We start from the raw sequence: 17657 nt of genomic DNA on the forward strand, positions 1-17657 counted from the left end.
CCTGAACCGTTCCTCCGGTCGCCGCTGATTCCCCTGTGCCAAGCCGGGGTGGCGGCCCTGGCGGCTGCGGACTGCGAACGCATAAGGAGGATCGATCATGGAGCAGACCAGACGGGTTGTCGTGGCCACCCACAACCAGGGCAAACTGGTCGAGATGCGTCGTATTCTGCAGTCCCTCCTGGGACGTGGGCAGACCGGGATCGAGCTCGTATCGGCTGCGGACCTGAACCTGCCCGACCCGGTTGAGACCGGGACCACGTTCGAATCCAACGCCCTGCTCAAGGCCAACCAGACGGCGGAACTCTCCGGTCTGCCCGCCCTTGCTGACGATTCCGGACTGGTTGTCGATGTCATGGGTGCGGCCCCCGGCATCCTCTCGGCCCGTTGGTGTGGTCGCCATGGTGATGATCAGGCCAACATCGACCTCCTGCTCAACCAGCTGGGCGACATACCCGATCAGGACCGGACGGCACGGTTCGTCTGCGCCGCGGCCCTGGTTGTTCCTGATGGACCGGAGTACCCGGGAGGGAATCGCCACACCGTGAGGCTGGGCGAGATGTCGGGCAGGATCATTCGCGCACCCAGGGGTGAAGATGGGTTCGGTTACGACCCGATTTTCGTCCCCGATGATCAGCCGGCCTCAGCCGACCGTCCCCTCACATCCGCCGAGATGACCCCCGAGCAGAAGAACCGCATCTCCCATAGGGGGAAGGCCCTGTCCGCCATCCTGCCGGTCCTGGTCGAGTGGGTTCTGGGGGATACCGGTGTCCAGGCCTGAATCCGATGCGGGAACGCCGGCCTTTGCCGGTGTTCTTGCCGGTGACGGAAGAACCCCCTCCTACAGGCGTTGGAACAGGCTGAACCTGGTTCTGCAGATACTGATCGTCCTCCTCCTGCTTGCTGCCCTTATATGCGTGGTTTGGATTCCCGCCGTCCAATACATGTCCCAACGTCGTTCAGCTGCGGAGGCGGAAAACGCCGCTTCCCGTATGGCTGCATGGCCCCAGGGCAGAATCAGGGCCGAGTATGCCAAGGCCAAGGCCTATAACCAGAGAATCGCGGCCTCGGGGCAGACCACCCTGGGCGAGGCGACCGACCCCTTCGCTCCGGGCAAGGGAGGCACCCTGTCGCAGGAAGACAAGGCCTACCAATCCCTCCTTGAGGGGCCGGGGGGAATCATGGGGACCATTCGTATACCCCAGGTCTCCATCCACCTGCCCATCTATCACGGGACCTCCGAGGAGGTGCTCCAGGATGGGGTGGGGCATCTGTACGGCACCAGCCTGCCGGTTGGCGGAGCCTCCACCAATGTGGTCCTTTCGGGGCACAGGGGGCTGACCAACGCCCTCCTCTTCACCAGACTGGATGAACTCAAACCCGGTGACATCTTTTACATCGACAGCCTGGGCAGGACCATGGGTTACCGGATCAAGTCCGTGCATGTGATCGATCCGGAGGAAGTGCACCTGTATAAGGTGGTGCCGGGCAAGGACCTGGTGACCCTGATGACCTGCACCCCCTATGGGGTCAATACGCAACGTCTGGTTCTGACCGCCGAGCGCCAGTCCATACCGGAGCCCATACCGGACCCGGGTGATGCGCCCAAGGATGGGCGTCTGCTGGGCCTGATGACGGGGTTAGGCCTGCTGGTGGTGGGGACCGTCTCGTCCGTTGTTGCCTTCAGGTTCAGGCTGCCGCCACGGCACCGTCTGGGGGAATCCGCCGGAAAGGCCTGAGTCGTAGCGGCCTGAAGCAAATCCGGTGCGCGAGATGGGACTCGAACCCACACGTCCGAAGACACAGGAACCTAAATCCTGCGCGGCTACCATTACGCCACTCGCGCCCAAGGCCGCGGGTATGTGCGGATGCCCGAATACCCACGCCTATTCATAAATACCACAACGGTGGGATGGTTGTTTTGAGGAAGATATGGACACTATCCTCCAAAAAAAGTCCGACTAATTTCCGGGAAAACAAGAAAAAGTTAGTTATCCATGAATCTCGGCATGCCGGGAACCGGAAAGACCGGGCGCTTCATAGCGCATTTTTATTATCGACACGCCGCCATTTGTAAAAACCGAGAGTCAATCACCGGTCATGTAGCGTCCAATTATGTGGACCGAAGCAACGGGTTCACGCGTTGATCTCTGGTAATCGAGTACCGGGTCCGCCTCGGCGGTATCGGGCCGACCGATCAAGCGATTGGAATGGTCGACGGGAATCAGAGTGAAGGGGGTTGCGATGGGAATCAGCCATTGGAATGGGAATTCGCCAGTACGCAAGCGCGGCTTCAAGAGGCTGTCCTCCCTGTTCGCAGTGATTCTGGCGGTTTTCATGGTTCTGCCGCTCTCCCTCCAGTTCACCTCCCAACCCGCCAATGCCGAAACCGTGGACCACAAGCCCAAGCTCTTCCAGATGATGGCCTACAACGACCGTATCGATACCAATAACGACGAACTGCGCTACGACTTCGTACTGCGGCTGGCCCATGGCGATTTCGATCCGTTCTGTGTGCCGAACGGGAGCTACGACGACGGCAGCAAATGCCGGCTCTTTTTCGCATATCAGTACTGGGGCACGACCAGTCCGAGCGACTACGTGTCTGTTCGTTATCTGAACACCATGACGACCGGCAACGTCTCGGGTACGACGGGTGCGCTTCAATGGGCCGCGAATAAGGATCAGTACTTTACGGTCCACAAGGTGATCAACTCGGGCGATTACGACTACCTGGCCATTTCCGTCGAGGCTGATGTCAACTTTGCCGATAACCTCAATCAGCTGAACTCCGTCGGGAATTCGTACACGAGCGACTCCGGATACGCGCCCGGTGGCATCACCCAGGTTGAGCGGGTCTACGCCATCCTGACCAAGACGGCGGGACCTGCCAGTCTGGCCTGCGGCTGGGGTAGTTGGAACGGTGTCGGCGAGTGCGGCAATATGCCCACCGATCAGTTCGACGAAAACGGTGCCGCCAAGTATGGGGCCGCAATCAACAACATCATGTATGGGGTTGACCTCCTGCGTAAACCCGATGGCAGCTACTACACCTATCAGCTCTACCAGCAGCGGTGCGCCGATCCGGGAAACCAAACGACGCACTACTGCAATGGTCCGGTCGCCTTCATCGGTTGGGATGGTTACCCCTTGCTCTGGAGTCAGAACCAGGCCAATTGGGGCCTGGTGACCGATTTCGGATTTGATCGGGCCTCCTTCGGATGGAACTGGAACGCCGCCAACAGTATCGGGTTCTACAACGATGGCAAGACGGAATATGCCATTCCGCCGGGCGTGGCCCCGGCCAATTCGTTCTTCGTTTACTGGTACAACTCCGCGAACGATACCGCTTATACAACGCAACAACCCGACGGAACCTGGGCATCGTGGATGTCCATGTCGAACTGCTCCAGGAATGCCAGCTTCTACTACCAATGGCTGGGTTTGAAAAACAACAAGTGGGTTCCGGTTGATTCCCTGACGCCCCATGCGGTCAGGGTGGACCAGAACCCGGTGACCAACGACTCGGGCAATGAGGGGAATTTCTCCATGGCCAGCTCGGCCTTCAACTCCATAACCGCGCTGAGCGGTAATGGTGGCCTTGCGAACCGGCCCAACAGGCTCTTCCTGGATCGTTCCACGTCCCCGGCACAGGGATACACCCTGGATACCGCCGGTGGCAAGGTGACGGTCAATGATGGCTCCATCAACTTCGCCAAGGCCAAGGAGGACCAGGGACTGGACGGGTACTTCAAGCTGGTCACCTGGCCCATCACCACCAACCAACCTGATGCCACCAAGCCGGCGACCGATCCCGCCAATTCGGATGACTCCCTCCTGCAGGGGTGCATGGCCTCCCTGAACACCACCTACAAGGGATCCAATGCCGCTCAGCGCATCCAGCAGGCCAAGGCGGCCCAGAATCCGCTCTACGACCAGCCGGATGGAGCCAAGGGAATCACGGATTCCATGAGCCAGGACCAGATCAACGATGTGATATCCAAGGGTTGGACCATCGACACGGCCTTCTACCGCTATGATGTTCCACGCCCTCAGGATCCGACAATCAACTCGATTGGTGGAAAGGCGATCGGCAAGGACAGCCCGGTTGCCTACTCCTCCACCCTGTCTCCTGTCGTATCCGGTACCTGTACCCCCGGCAACAGGGTCACCCTCTTCGGTGAGGACCCCGCACATCCCATCAAGGATACTGGTACGAATCCCGACCCGGACAACCGTGATACGGCCGGTGTGAATCTGGGTGAGACCATCTGCGGTTCGGACGGTACATGGAGCATCACCGATGCCAACACGGCATATGGCGGTCAGAGTCCGGCCGTGCCGCCCAACGCGGACGGTGGCACCCGCCGATACCATGCCTGGCAGACCGAGCTGTCGACCAGCTACGACATGACATCCGGGTTCACCAACATCGCCAAGGCTGTCTTCCAGACCAAGCCCGAACAGGCGCCGACGGTTGATGCGGTGTCGGTGCCCCACACCAAGCGCGACGAGAGCATAGGAACCACGGCCCTTCCGCAGGGCTCGCAGGTCAAGGTATCCGGCACGGTTTCGCCCGCTTACCTGAAGAACCCCTCCGACAGCCTCTCAAGGGACTCCACGCTGACGGTGACCATGACACCGTCCGGAGGAGCAGGGTTCAACCGGGAGTCCACCCTGGCCGTGTCCGCTCAGGGTACGTTCACCACAGGAGGTGCCAGGAGCAGCTCCCCGGCGGTCATGTCCGGCTCAACCCTGACGGTGACCCGGCCGAGCGCCTCCCAGCCATGGAAATGGTCCCTGACCATGGAACCGAGCGTCTTCCTGGCGAACATGGATGGGTCCGAGTCCAGCCAGACCTACCAGTTCCAGGCCTTCCTGACCAATCAGGCCGGAACCGCCTCACCGCGCGGAGCCCAGACCTTCCTGGTCGATATGACACCGACCGAGACCACAATCACCAAAGCCAACTCGCACCAGGTATCCGGTAAGGCTTACATAGCCGGTCATGGGAACATACCCGAACGCGATGCCTCCCTGAAGGTCACCTGGCCGGATGGAAGCACCGATACTGCAACCACCGACGCAAGCGGCTCCTGGAGCGTACGGGCCCCAGCCGGTCTTTCCTCGGGGGATGTGTCGGTGACCCTGACCGATACCGCCGGTAACGAGTCTGGCCGTTTCGAAAGGCACATCGGGCTTGTGCCCCCTGTGCAACGGCTGCCCTTCACGGGTGGCGGACCCCGCCTGATCCTCCTGATCGTGGCGGCCATAATCCTGGCTCTGACAGCCTGCCTGGCTATCTGGGTCCGGCAACGACGAGGTTTCGGTCGGCTGGTTTCATGACCGGTCGGACTTCCAGCCAAGAAAAATGTGAAGAGTCAATAAGTAAGGAGAAGATGATGGGTGTACATAGTCAACTTCGTCGGGGGCTTTCCCTGGCGACAGCCGTGGCTGCCCTCCTGGGGGTGTCCCTGGTTGGGGTGGGGTCGGCCAGCGCCGATACCACGGTCGATGTGAGTGCCAACGACGGTCAGATAACGTTGAAGAACGCCGTTGCCGGGCACAAGTATGCGGCGGTCGAGATCGCCACCTACCAGGATGCCACGGTCAACGGTGACAACAAGGTGAGCAACATTTCAATCGCGACCGTTCCGGATCTCGTGGCGGATGCCGAAGCCGCCCTCTCCGCGGTCAACCATGGAGCGACTTCTGATCCGGCCTATGCCAACAACCCTGTAGGCGAGGTGGCCAGCAAGTGGTTGGGCTATGCCTCCCCGGGCAGCGAGGACACGGTATCGAATTCGGGCTCGGCTGCAGATGCCTGGGGCCGTGACGGCAAGCTTCGTCAGTTTGTCACCGCCCTAGCCAAGACATCGACCTTCACCACCAAGGTGACGGGGTCGACCGCCACGGTTACTCCTGCCGCCGATGGGGATGCCAGCCTGTCCAGCCTTCCCGAAGGCCTGTATATCATCTCCGATGTCACTAATGTTCAGGGAAGCACCAACACGCGTATCAACTCGATCCCCATGCTGGTGGGTACCACCGTCGGTCCCGACCACATCACCGACTTCGTCAGCGGTATGCCTGTGGGAACCATCAACATCAAGGATGATGAAAACAGCATCTCCAAGGAGCTCATCCAGGCTGATGCCGACCGCGGTGCCTCGGTCTCGATTGGTGACTACCTCCACTATCGCCTGACCCTGAAGGTTCCTCTGACCACAGGATTCAACCCGGATACCTTCGTGTACAAGGTCACTGATACCCCTGGCAAGGGATTGGACTTCGTTAGCGACGAAGCCCATCCTGTTGTGGTGAAGGCCAGGTCCGGGAGCGATGCCGCGGCAACGGCCCAGGATGCCGCAAGTTACATAGTTACCCCTGGCACTCCGACCGATGGCGCCACCGGAGTGGAGTTCGATCTGACCAAACTGGTCGTGAACAACGATCCGGCCACCAGGCTGACCTGGAAGGACCCCATCACCATTGATTACTACATGCGAGTCAATGATTCCGCCCAGGCCGGTAAGCTCTCCAATTCGGCAAAGCTGACCTTCTCGAACCAGCCCGGTGGCGGGTCGACCGGAACCATCGTCACGCCCGACACTCCGACCAATGCGGCCTACTTCTACAACTTCAAGATCCGTAAGGTCGCCAAGAGCGATGGTGCGGCTCTGACTGATGCCGAGTTCTCCGTGACCCGGTCGGACGGCACCGCTCCGCTCTGGTTCAACGAGCAGAGTGCAGGCAAGTACATGCTCGCCATGAACCAATCCGCACCGGCAACGGGGCAGAACCAGACGACCGTCCTCAAGACCGACAATACGGGCACCCTGTCCGTCGATGGTCTCAGTGCCGGCAAGTACAGCGTTGCAGAGACCAAGCAGCCTGACGGTTACTCCTCGGCCTTCAAGCCTACGTTCAATGTCGATATCGCCCTGGAGAAGACGGACAGCAAGGCCGATGCAAGCAAACCCGTCATCACCAACGAGGCGGATGCCTGGGGGCTCGTCGCTGCGACGACCACCAACCAGGCCCAGGTCAGCCAGCCTGTCTATGACGCCAACCACGTCATGACATCGCCCTGGTCGCAAGGCTTCCCCAATGCAATCACCGTCAACAACGTCAAGTCCATTTCCCAGCTGCCTCTTACCGGTGGCGCCGGAATCATCCTGGCGGTCCTGCTCGCCCTGGTGCTGGCAGGTGCGGCAGGTGTGCTGATTGTTGTGAGGAACCGCACCAACAAGATACGAGTCTGAGGTGAGCCGGTAAGGTAAGCCGCAGCTTCGCAGGTCCGGTGCCGAGGAGGTAATCACCTCTTCGGCACCGGACCTTTATGTATGCAGGCTCTTCATGGGAAAGGCGGGGGCATGGTAAGGGGCGACCCTTCGCGGGTACAGGAGGACATGCGCGGCTCGGAATAGGCGGAAGAGTGGCGTTGCCAAATAGGCGGAAAAGGAAGAGAGCCACTTGACAGAATCGAACTGTCGACCTTCTCATTACGAGTGAGACGCTCTGCCAACTGAGCTAAAGTGGCCTTTCGCCATCCTCCGGGAGGACAGCGCAACCAATGATACATGATGACCGGGATAAAAACGCCCTCTGACGGTTCGTCACGACGGGTGCGGTGTACAAGCTTATTGACACAATGGGGGTATGGATCTCGACGATTTCTATGCCATCATTCCCGCCGGGGGAGTGGGTACCAGGCTCTGGCCGCTCAGCCGCCAGGCCCGCCCCAAGTTCCTGTATGACCTCCTGGGGTCGGGAAGGACCATGATCCAGGGTACCTTCGACCGTCTGGCAGGCATCTGCGGGGAGGGCCACGTGGTGGTCTCTACCGGGCAGAGGCATGTGGACCAGGTCCGCCAGCAGCTTCCCAAGCTTGGCGATGAGGCCGTTTTCGCCGAGCCTGTGCCCAGGGACTCAACAGCGGCCATCGCCCTGGCCACTGCCGTTCTGTCCCGACGGCACGGGGACCGGATAGTGGTCGGATCCTTCGCGGCCGATCACGTGATTCGCGATGACCGGGCCTTCGGTCGTTCCGTCAGACAGGCCGTGGCCGCAGCCCGAGCCGGGTATGTGACCACGATCGGCATCGCGGCCTCAAGGCCCTCCACGGCTTTCGGATACATCCACCAGGGGCCTTCCCTGGCCGACGAGGTTCCCGATGCCCCTGATGCCCACCTGGTCAGCGAGTTTGTCGAGAAGCCCGATGCATCCACGGCGCAGGCCTACCTGTCCACGGGTGAGTACCGCTGGAATGCCGGCATGTTCGTCATGAGGGCCGATGTTGTTCTGGGCTGTCTGAAACGGTACCTGCCCGAACTTCATTCCAGCGTCATGGCCATTGCGCAGGCATGGGACCTGGGCGCCGATGAGCGCCAGGAGGCCATGGAGCAGTACTGGCCGGGCATTCAGAAGATCGCCTTCGACTATGCCGTGGCCGAGCCCCTCTCGACTGCCGGAGGGGTTGCCATGGTCCCCGGCGGCTTCGACTGGGATGACATCGGCGACTTCAACTCCGTGGCCGGCCTCCTACCCTCATCGGGTAGGCGCAACATCAAGATTCTCGGCGACTCCGACCAGGTGGTCTCCCTGGACTCCGGTGGCGACATGGTCGTGCCCGACGGGGGACGCACCATCGCCCTCCTGGGAGTGGACGACATGATTGTCGTCGATACCCCGGATGCCCTCCTGGTGGCTCCCAGGGCCCGAAGTCAGGAGGTCAAGGACATGGTGGGCAAACTCTCCCAGTATGGGCGTGACGACATCCTCTGAGGGTCGCCCAGAGCCGGACACTCCGTATCCGCAACCGCCGATTCACCGCCGGACCACCTGGGTGATTGGCGGTTTTTGTTGTCTTCTGTCCGCTTTTGTGAGTAGCTTGGTAGGAGACCCAAGCCTGGGTGGGTGCTGGCGGAGATCGGTTCCCATGTCGGGCATGCAGTCACGAAAGGACCTATAGAACATGGCCATCAATCCTCCAGTAGATGCGACGCAGACCAAGGCCTGGGCGGCCTTGCAGGATCACTTCCAGTCCTTGCAGGACGAAGGCATCGACCTGCGCGCCTGGTTCGCGAACGACCCCCAGCGCACCGAGAAGCTGAGTTTCGAGGCCGGGGACCTCCACTTCGATCTTTCCAAGAACCTGATTCAGCCCGAGACCCTCTCCCTCCTGGCCCAGCTGGGCAGGGAGGTCAAGCTTGACGAGCGCATCGAGAGCATGTTCAAGGGCGAGCACATCAACAACACCGAGGACCGGGCCGTGCTCCACACCGCTCTGCGTATGCCCGAGGAGGACAGGGGCAGCCTGGTCGTCGACGGCCAGGATGTGGTCGGCGACGTGCGCGACACCCTGAAGCGGATCTACGCCTTCGCGGACCAGGTTCGCTCCGGTGAGTGGACCGGTGTGTCCGGCAAGAGGATCACCACCGTGGTCAACATCGGCATCGGTGGTTCCGATCTGGGGCCGGTCATGGCCTATGAGGCCCTGAAGCCTTACGCCGACGCTGGCATCTCCGCCCGCTACGTCTCCAACATCGACCCCAACGATCTGGCCGAGAAGACCCGCGACCTGGATCCGGAGACCACCCTCTTCATCATCGTCTCCAAGACCTTCACCACCCTTGAGACCCTGACCAATGCCCGCCAGGCCCGTTCCTGGCTCCTGGACCACCTCAAGGCCCAGGGTGCCGTCGACGGTTCCGACGCACAGTCGGCCGAGGCCATCCGCAAGCACTTCATCGCCGTCTCCACGGCTCTTGACAAGGTCGAGGACTTCGGCATCGATCCGACCAACGCCTTCGGCTTCTGGAACTGGGTCGGTGGCCGCTATTCGGTCGACTCCGCCGTGGGCACCTCCCTGGCCATCACCATCGGACCCGAGCGGTTCGAGGAGTTCCTGGCCGGGTTCAACGCCATCGATCGCTACTTCCGCGACACCCCCCTGGAGGAGAACGTCGTGGCCCTGATGGGTCTGCTCAATGTCTGGTATGTGAACTTCTTCGGGGCCCACTCCCACGCGGTGCTGCCTTACGACCAGTACCTGCACCGCTTCCCGGCCTATCTGCAGCAGCTGACCATGGAGTCCAACGGAAAGTCCGTCCGCTGGGACGGCACCCCCGTCACCTCAATGACCGGCGAGATCTTCTGGGGCGAGCCGGGCACCAATGGCCAGCACGCCTTCTACCAGCTGATTCATCAGGGCACCAGGCTGATTCCGGCCGACTTCATCGCCTTTGCCAATACCCCCAACCCGGCCAAGGATGAGGACCAGGATGTCCACGAGCTCTTCCTGGCCAACTACTTCGCCCAGACCAAGGCCCTGGCCTTCGGCAAGACCGCCGATGAGGTCCGCGCGGAGGGTACTGACGAGTCCATCGTGCCGGCACGTGTCTTCACCGGAAACAGGCCCACCACCTCCATCCTCGGTGATGACCTGACCCCGCGCTCCCTGGGTGAGCTGATCGCCCTCTACGAGCACATCACCCTGACCGAGGGGACCGTCTGGGGCGTTGACTCCTTCGACCAGTGGGGCGTTGAGCTCGGCAAGAAGCTGGCCAAGGAAATCACCCCGGCCATCTCCCAGGACGACCAGGCCCTGGCCGCCCAGGACCAGTCCACCCGCTCCCTGATCGAGTTCTACAGGGCCCACCGCCACTGATCCATCGGGTAGGGCCCAAAGGGTCCCGACCTGGTGTATCATTGAACAGTTGCAATGCCGGAGGGGGAGTTGCCGCATAGGCTCCCCCTCCTTCTGGGTCCAGCCGGTCAAGACCGGCGGATCGGCATCCCCCGACGGCAGACCGTTGGGTTGAGAACGGCTCCCTGCCACCGAGTGTGGGAGAGAGCCCGGAACATGGGTCGGTGTGCGGCGGCCATGGAGGAACAGCATGAACGCCATTCAGGAATTTGATGCCAGCCACATGAAGCCCGCGGAGGAGATCCCGGACTTCCGCCCCGGCGATACCGTCGAGGTCAATGTGAACATCAAGGAAGGCAACAACACCCGTATCCAGGCCTTCACCGGCGTGGTGATCGCCCGTCAGGGTGCAGGTGTGCGCGAGACCATCATGGTCCGCAAGGTCAGCTTCGGTGTGGGTGTGGAGCGTCGCTTCCCCCTGCACTCCCCGCAGATCGATTCCATCAAGGTCCTGCGTCGTGGTCGTGTCCGCCGCGCCAAGCTCTACTACCTGCGTAACCTGCACGGCAAGGCCGCACGTATCGTTGAGCGTCGCGACAACAAGGCCGAGACCAAGTAGTTTCATCCTTGCCGACCCGGAGGCCATTCAGGTCCCCGGGTCTTTCTTTTCCCGACTAGAGTTTGCAGTGGAGACTCTTCCTGGTGGGTGGTGCAACAGGTGGGGTCAGACGGTATCCGGCCGGATTTCAGATACCTCTCAAGCAGAAGGAGCGAGCATGTTGGTTCTCCCCAGTCAGATGGTATCAGGATGAACGCGGAACCCAGGCACGGGTCCAAGGTGCCCTTCGGAACTTCGGTCCGCGATATCGCCACCAGCTTCGGTGATCGCGACCCCTTACCGGAAGATGATCCCGCACCATATGAGCGCCCGGCATCGGGAGGGGAGCCAGGGTCCTCCAATGAGGTCAAAGCCCTGATTCAGGTCGTGGTCGACATCGTATCGGTGCTGGCTGTTGTGGCCTTTTGCAGACTCTTCGTCATGGCCCCCTTCGTCATTCCCTCCGGTTCCATGGAGAACACGCTGGGCATCAATGACCGAATCCTGACCACCAACGGCATCACCAGGGGTATGGCCAAGCCCCGCAGGGGGGATGTCATCGTCTTCACCGACCCCGGCAACTGGCTAGACAACTCTTCGCAGGTCGGGCAGAAGAGCGATTACCTGGTCAAGCGGCTTATCGGCATGCCAGGCGATACGGTGGCCTGCAAGGGGAGCGGGTACCCCGTAACGGTCAACGGTGTGGCCCTGGATGAGCATTCCTATCTTCGCCCGGGTGTCCAGCCGAGTGGTTTCCCCTTCGAGGTCACGGTCAAGGCGGACCATGTCTTCGTCATGGGCGATAACCGCTCCAACTCGGCCGATTCCCGCTATCATCTCGATGATTCGAACGGTGGTCAAGTGCCCATGGAGAACATCAAGGGGACTGCCATGGTGACCTACTTCCCCTTCGGCAGCTGGAAATTCCTGAACAATCGGCATTCCGTCTTCGACGCGGTTCCCGACAGGCAACCCAGGTAGGGACGGCGGATGCATCCCATACCCACCCTGGCCCTTGAGTCGGAACTTGCGGCAGGGGGAGCGGACTTTGTTTTTGGGCTGGATGAGGTGGGGCGCGGCGCCTTGGCCGGCCCGGTCATGGTCGGTGTCGTGGCCTTGAAATCCGCGGATCTTCCCAGATTGAAGGTGCCTGCCGGGGTGGCTGATTCGAAGATGCTGACCGCCGCCCGTCGGGAGGCCATCCATCTGGACCTTGAGAACTGGGCCGAGGCCTGGGCCGTCGGGTCCTGTTCGAATCATGAAGTCGACGAGTGGGGTATCACGCATGCCCTGGGCATCGCCGCCCTACGCGCCCTGGCCGATGTCGAAGCGCGGCTTGACCTGGGGTCGTACTCCTCCCCGGCGGCCATTCTGGACGGTACCAGCGACTTTATAACCAAGGCCGCCGACAGCTTTGACGCCCCGACCCTGCCCCTCCTGCCGACCGTCACCACGAAGGTCAAGGGTGATGTATCCTGCGCCACGGTGGCAAGCGCGGCCGTCATCGCCAAGGTGACCAGGGACCGGCTCATGGTTCGCCTGGCCCAGGAGCGGGCCGACGTGGCCCCCTACCACTGGGAGAAGAACAAGGGGTACGGTTCCGCCGAGCACATTGAAGCCATCAGGCAGCATGGTCCCTCCGACCTGCACCGTGTCAGTTGGCACCTGACGGGGTGACTCAGGTCTCGGCCGGTGATCCTCCCCTCTCCGGGCTATGATCGGAGCAGTCTGTACGGGTTTCGGGAAGAAGGATATATGCCTCCAGGCAGCAGGGAGCGGCGTCGTTCCGGCCGCCCGTCCATGGTTGAAGTGGCCCGGTTGGCCGGAGTCTCCCATCAGACCGTTTCGCGGGTCATCAACAAGTCCAAGGACGTTTCCGAGCCGACCCGCCTCAAGGTGGAAGCGGCCATACGGCAGCTGGGGTACCGACCCAGCAACTCGGCCAGGGCCCTGGCCTCCAGCCACAGCAGGACCATAGGCCTGGTGGCGGGTGGGGTCAGTCTCTATGGTCCTGTTTCCACCATCACCGCCATCGAGACGGTCGCGCGCTCGCATGGGCTCTTCATGTCGGTCATGATGGTCGACGAAGCCACCTGCACCCAGCAGGGGTTCCAGGAACTGTGCGGGACCTTCCTGGAGCAGAACGTCGATGCCTTCATCTTCATCACGCCCACCGATACCATGTTTCAGGCGGCCTGCCAGGTGAATGTGACCCAGCCCAGGGTCATCGTCACCTCCACCCATGGAGGTATGGGCATCGAGGAGGCCCTGAGTCATAATCTCGGCTCCGACCGGGTGGCCTTGACGGGAATCGACCAGTGGGGGGCCATCCAGCAGGTGGTCAGGCAGCTGGTGCAACTGGGGCACCGTCGGGTGCTCTACATGGCCGGACCGCCTGAATGGCGTGACGCCTCGACCCGTCTGGCCTCCTGGTGGAAGGCCTGCGCCCGATATCACGTCAAGACAGCCGTGGTTCACGCGCGCAGCTGGGAATCCGCGGAGTCGTACACCCTGATGAACCACCTGATCGACGAACGGGGTATGACCGGGCGGTCCATGCCGACCGCAGTGGTCACCGCCAATGACAATCAGGCCGTGGGTGTGGCCAGGTCCCTTCAGGAGCACGGCATCCGTATTCCGCAGGACGTGAGTCTGGCCGGATTCGATGACATCCCCACTGTCGACAACCTGAATCCGCCCCTCTCGACCGTACGTCCCCGATTCGAAGAGCTGGGAACGGCGACCATGCGCCAGCTCCTGGCCATGTTGCACCAGGGCAGACCGGTCGATTTTCCGGTCACCAGACATGGTGTGGGCCTCATCCAGGCTGATGTGGTACCCCGCAGATCCCTGGGCCGGGCCGTCCGGCGTTCATGACGACGCCTGACATCACCACGCTTGCCGGAAAAGGCGATCGCTACTATGCTATTCACTAGGAAATGTGAGCGTTAACAATCCTTGTTTTCAGACTGCGATGAGTCTGAAGGACCAGGGGCGGCCAGCAAAGGAGCGGACCATGGAAGCGAACACCGACCGGCACTTCGCTGAGGAAATCGAGGCCGGGAGGACCTCCCTGGGTATCGAGCTGGGCTCGACCAGAATCAAGGCCATACTGATCGACCAGGATTACCACACCCTGGCCGACGGCGATTTTGCATGGGAGAACCAGCTCAAGGACGGCCTGTGGACCTACTCCCTGGAGCAGGTCTGGGAAGGACTTCAAGGTGCCTATGCCGCCCTGGCCTCCCAAGTCAAGGAACGTTACGGTGTGCCGCTGACCCGTATCGGAGCCATGGGATTTTCGGCCATGATGCACGGGTACCTGGCCTTCGATAAGGACGATCGGCTCCTGGTGCCCTTCCGCACCTGGAGGAACACCAACACCGGTCAGGCCCATGAGAGCCTTTCCCGGACATTCCAGGTCAACATTCCCGAGCGCTGGTCGATAGCCCATCTGTACCAGGCCGTTCTCGACCATGAGGAGCACGTGCCCGAGGTGGCCTTCATCACCACCCTGGCCGGCTATGTGCACTGGCAGCTCTCGGGACGCAAGGTCCTCGGCATAGGTGATGCCTCGGGTATGTTCCCCATCGACTCGGAAAATCACCGCTTCGACCAGGCCATGCTCGACACCTTCGACAGCCTGCCTGAGGTTGCCTCCCAGCCCTGGTCCATACGCGACCTCCTGCCCAGCCCCCTGGTGGCGGGGGAGGAGGCGGGGTCCCTGACCGAAGCAGGCGCCCGTCTGCTGGACCCGACGGGCACCCTGGCAGCAGGTTCGGTCATGGCTCCTCCCGAAGGAGATGCCGGCACCGGGATGGTGGCCACCAACTCAGTGCGGCCCAGGACGGGCAACGTCTCGGCCGGCACCTCGATTTTCGCCATGGTGGTTCTGGAACACCGGTTGGAACACCTGCACCCTGAAGTCGATCCGGTGGCCACCCCGGCCGGCGATCCTGCAGGCATGAGCCACGCCAACAACTTCACCTCCGACCTGAACGCCTGGGTGGGTCTCTTCCGCGACTTCGCCCAGGCCGGAGGATTGCGGATGAGCGATGACGAGCTGTATGGAACCCTCTTCAACCTGGCCCTTCAGGGCGACAAGGACGCCGGTGGCCTCATCAACTACTGCTTCTATTCCGGTGAGTTCCTGGCCGGCCTGGAAGAGGGGCGTCCGGTCTTCGCCCGGGGCCCCGAAAGTCATATGAACCTCGCCAATTTCATGCGGGCGCAGCTCTTCTCGGCCTTCTCCCCGGTCACGATCGGTATGGATGTGATGACCCGGCAGGAGGGGGTACAGGTGGATTCCCTGGTTGGGCATGGCGGCATCTTCGCCACTCCCAAGGTGGCGCAGAAGATTCTGGCTGCGGCTTTCGACACCCCCATCCGGGTCATGTCGACTGCTGCGGAAGGAGGGGCCTGGGGGATGGCTGTTCTGGCCGACTACCTGACCCACTCCGATCAGACCCTGGCCGACTACCTGGATTCAAGGGTCTTCGCCGACGTTGAATCACGAGTGGAGAACCCCGACTCGGCGGATGTCGAAGGGTTCCGCGCCTTCTTCGAACGGTTCTCCAGGTCCCTACCCATCGAGCAGGCGGCAGTCAGGAGCATCCCTCTGGAGGGATGACCCATGACTCCATATATATATACGTGACCATAATCAGCAATAGCAATAAGGAGCAACCATGGCAATGACAGATCCATTCCAGGGTAAGGAACTCTGGTTCGCAGTTGGTTCCCAGGACCTCTATGGTGAGGATACGCTGCGGCAGGTGGCCGTGCAGGCCGCCGACATAGCGCAGACCCTGAACGACTCCGGCAAAATTCCGGTCAGGCTGGTTCTCAAGCCGACCCTGAAGGACTCGGACTCCATCAGGAATTTCATGGTCGACGCCTCCTCCGACCCGGCCTGCATTGGCATTGTGGCCTGGATGCACACCTTCAGCCCTGCCAAGATGTGGATTCGTGGACTGGAGCAGTTGAGGAAGCCCCTTCTCCAGTTGAATACGCAGCACCATGTCGAAATCCCCTGGGAGACCATCGACATGGACTTCATGAACCTGAACCAATCGGCCCACGGTGACCGCGAGTTCGGGTACATCCTTACCCGCCTGGGCATTCCCCGCAAGATTGTCGTGGGGCACTACACCGATCCCGAGGTGGCGGAGCGAATCGGGACCTGGGCCCGGGCCTGCGCCGGTTGGGATGCCGCCAATTCCATGAAGGTCTGCCGGTGGGGCGACAACATGCGCGATGTGGCCGTGACCGAGGGCGACAAGACCGAGGCCGAACGCGTTTTCGGGGTCTCCGTCAACACCTGGCCGGTCAATGAACTGGTGGCCCATGTGGAGGCCGTCAAGGATGACCAGGTCAAGGATCTGATCGAAGACTACAAGCGCAGCTACGATGTGGCCCCCGAACTCCTCGATTCCCGGTACGACTCCCTGGTGGTGGCCGCTCGGGAGGAGGCGGGCATGCGCAACATGCTCCAGGAGGTCGGGGCCACGGCGGCCGTCGACAACTTCCAGGACCTGGGTGCCCTGCACCAACTGCCCGGGGTCGGCGCCCAGCGGCTGATGGCCGACGGGTACGGATTCTCGGCAGAGGGGGATTGGAAGACCTCTGTTCTGGTCCGCATCGGCAACGTCATGGGGTATGGCCTCAAGGGTGGCTGCTCCCTGATGGAGGACTACTCCTATAACTTCGTGCCTGGCCAAGAGGAGATCATGGGTGCCCACATGCTGGAGGTATCGCCGACCCTCCTGACCGAGGGCAGACCCCGTCTGGAGATTCATCCACTCTCCATCGGAGACCGGGAGGATCCCGTCCGCCTGGTCTTCACCGCCACCCCCTGCAAGGATGCGGTTGTGGTCTCCATGTCGGACGTGCGGGAGCGTTTCCGTCTGGTCATGAATGTGGTGGATGTGGTCGAGCCCGGTGGCTCCCTGTCCAAGCTCCCTGTGGCCCGCGCCATCTGGAAGCCTCGGCCCTCCCTGAAGGTATCCGCTGAATGCTGGCTGCGTGCCGGTGCAGCCCATCACACCTGCATGACCACCACAGTTGGTCGCGAGGCGTGGGAGGACTTCGCGTGCATTGCCGGCGTGGAACTGGCTTCCATCGATGAGGACACCACGGCCGAGCGGTTTGGCAAGGACCTGGAACTCTCCGAGATGGTGCATCGTCTCGATAACCGGCAATAAATTGTTTCTTTCGGATTTCGCCCTTATTCACCGTGTGCTTGCCGCTTGGATCTGCGGTCCGATAGTGGCAGTACAAGGAGAATGAGGGCGTTCTGCAAGTGCAGAGACATGTGACATACATTGCATCTATCCGTTTGCAAAGGTTAAGGCCGTGCACTAAGCTTCGATAGTGGTATTGGGTCATGTTTCGCGACGGCTCACTCGGAAG

Annotated in this window: 12 protein-coding genes and 2 tRNA genes; 12 read left to right on the plus strand and 2 right to left on the minus strand. The window is 61.5% G+C overall.

All coding sequences use genetic code 11. From position 1 onward, the window contains the following. Positions 1-97 precede the first annotated feature (97 nt). Positions 98-778: an RdgB/HAM1 family non-canonical purine NTP pyrophosphatase gene (rdgB, locus tag bcor_RS01365; protein ID WP_033498690.1), complete on the plus strand. Its 681-nt coding sequence runs from the start codon at positions 98-100 to the stop codon at positions 776-778. Further along, entirely contained in the window at positions 765-1736 is a 972-nt protein-coding gene (locus bcor_RS01370; protein WP_051875582.1) for a class C sortase, read from the plus strand. Before rdgB ends, bcor_RS01370 begins: the two co-directional genes overlap by 14 nt. 26 nt (positions 1737-1762) lie before the next feature. On the opposite strand, the gene bcor_RS01375 is transcribed toward bcor_RS01370, so the two are convergent. Further along, positions 1763-1843, minus strand: a tRNA-Leu gene (locus tag bcor_RS01375). 398 nt (positions 1844-2241) lie between these two features. Between bcor_RS01375 and bcor_RS01380 the strand changes: the two genes are divergently transcribed. Together bcor_RS01380 and bcor_RS01385 are read left to right on the plus strand one after the other, a co-directional pair. After that, positions 2242-5343 carry an Ig-like domain-containing protein gene (locus bcor_RS01380; protein WP_033498689.1) on the plus strand — a complete coding sequence of 1034 codons (3102 nt, stop codon included), beginning with the start codon at positions 2242-2244 and terminating at the stop codon, positions 5341-5343. Between the two features lie 53 nt (positions 5344-5396). Beyond that, positions 5397-7262: a SpaA isopeptide-forming pilin-related protein gene (locus bcor_RS01385; protein ID WP_158332616.1), complete on the plus strand. Its 1866-nt coding sequence runs from the start codon at positions 5397-5399 to the stop codon at positions 7260-7262. Positions 7263-7467: 205 nt separating this feature from the next. On the opposite strand, the gene bcor_RS01390 is transcribed toward bcor_RS01385, so the two are convergent. Further along, a tRNA-Thr gene (locus tag bcor_RS01390) sits at positions 7468-7540 on the minus strand. A gap of 119 nt (positions 7541-7659) precedes the next feature. Here bcor_RS01390 and bcor_RS01395 point away from each other — a divergent pair. From bcor_RS01395 to araA, 8 genes are all read left to right on the plus strand, one after another. Next, complete coding sequence (locus bcor_RS01395; protein ID WP_033498687.1) at positions 7660-8784, plus strand: mannose-1-phosphate guanylyltransferase; 1125 nt, start codon at positions 7660-7662, stop codon at positions 8782-8784. Positions 8785-8974: 190 nt separating this feature from the next. Beyond that, complete coding sequence (gene pgi, locus bcor_RS01400) at positions 8975-10669, plus strand: glucose-6-phosphate isomerase (protein WP_033491665.1); 1695 nt, start codon at positions 8975-8977, stop codon at positions 10667-10669. Positions 10670-10898: 229 nt separating this feature from the next. Next, positions 10899-11267 (plus strand): 50S ribosomal protein L19, encoded by a 369-nt coding sequence (gene rplS / locus bcor_RS01405; protein ID WP_033491666.1) that lies wholly within the window; start codon positions 10899-10901, stop codon positions 11265-11267. Positions 11268-11456: 189 nt separating this feature from the next. Further along, positions 11457-12227, plus strand: coding sequence for a signal peptidase I (lepB, locus tag bcor_RS01410; protein WP_051875583.1), 771 nt, complete (start codon positions 11457-11459; stop codon positions 12225-12227). A 9-nt stretch (positions 12228-12236) separates the two neighbouring features. Next, the gene (locus tag bcor_RS01415) at positions 12237-12923 is read left to right on the plus strand and encodes a ribonuclease HII (protein WP_033498686.1); all 687 of its coding nucleotides are present in this window, start codon (positions 12237-12239) and stop codon (positions 12921-12923) included. A gap of 123 nt (positions 12924-13046) precedes the next feature. After that, the gene (locus bcor_RS01420) at positions 13047-14123 is read left to right on the plus strand and encodes a LacI family DNA-binding transcriptional regulator (protein WP_033491699.1); all 1077 of its coding nucleotides are present in this window, start codon (positions 13047-13049) and stop codon (positions 14121-14123) included. 139 nt (positions 14124-14262) lie between these two features. After that, positions 14263-15876: a xylulokinase gene (locus bcor_RS01425; protein ID WP_033498685.1), complete on the plus strand. Its 1614-nt coding sequence runs from the start codon at positions 14263-14265 to the stop codon at positions 15874-15876. A gap of 58 nt (positions 15877-15934) precedes the next feature. Continuing rightward, the gene (araA, locus tag bcor_RS01430) at positions 15935-17449 is read left to right on the plus strand and encodes an L-arabinose isomerase (RefSeq protein ID WP_033498684.1); all 1515 of its coding nucleotides are present in this window, start codon (positions 15935-15937) and stop codon (positions 17447-17449) included. The last annotated feature ends 208 nt before the right edge of the window (positions 17450-17657 follow it).

The sequence above is a fragment of the Bifidobacterium coryneforme genome (genome assembly GCF_000737865.1).
GTDB classification, from domain to species: domain Bacteria; phylum Actinomycetota; class Actinomycetes; order Actinomycetales; family Bifidobacteriaceae; genus Bombiscardovia; species Bombiscardovia coryneformis.

Bases quoted from the DNA above. Each gene is read 5' to 3' on its own strand.
- araA (WP_033498684.1), top strand. From the start codon at position 15,935: ATGGCAATGACAGATCCATTCCAGGGTAAGGAACTCTGGTTCGCAGTT.
- lepB (WP_051875583.1), top strand. From the start codon at position 11,457: ATGAACGCGGAACCCAGGCACGGGTCCAAGGTGCCCTTCGGAACTTCG.
- bcor_RS01395 (WP_033498687.1), top strand. From the start codon at position 7,660: ATGGATCTCGACGATTTCTATGCCATCATTCCCGCCGGGGGAGTGGGT.
- bcor_RS01425 (WP_033498685.1), top strand. From the start codon at position 14,263: ATGGAAGCGAACACCGACCGGCACTTCGCTGAGGAAATCGAGGCCGGG.
- bcor_RS01385 (WP_158332616.1), top strand. From the start codon at position 5,397: ATGATGGGTGTACATAGTCAACTTCGTCGGGGGCTTTCCCTGGCGACA.
- bcor_RS01420 (WP_033491699.1), top strand. From the start codon at position 13,047: ATGGTTGAAGTGGCCCGGTTGGCCGGAGTCTCCCATCAGACCGTTTCG.
- pgi (WP_033491665.1), top strand. From the start codon at position 8,975: ATGGCCATCAATCCTCCAGTAGATGCGACGCAGACCAAGGCCTGGGCG.
- bcor_RS01415 (WP_033498686.1), top strand. From the start codon at position 12,237: ATGCATCCCATACCCACCCTGGCCCTTGAGTCGGAACTTGCGGCAGGG.
- rdgB (WP_033498690.1), top strand. From the start codon at position 98: ATGGAGCAGACCAGACGGGTTGTCGTGGCCACCCACAACCAGGGCAAA.
- rplS (WP_033491666.1), top strand. From the start codon at position 10,899: ATGAACGCCATTCAGGAATTTGATGCCAGCCACATGAAGCCCGCGGAG.
- bcor_RS01380 (WP_033498689.1), top strand. From the start codon at position 2,242: ATGGGAATCAGCCATTGGAATGGGAATTCGCCAGTACGCAAGCGCGGC.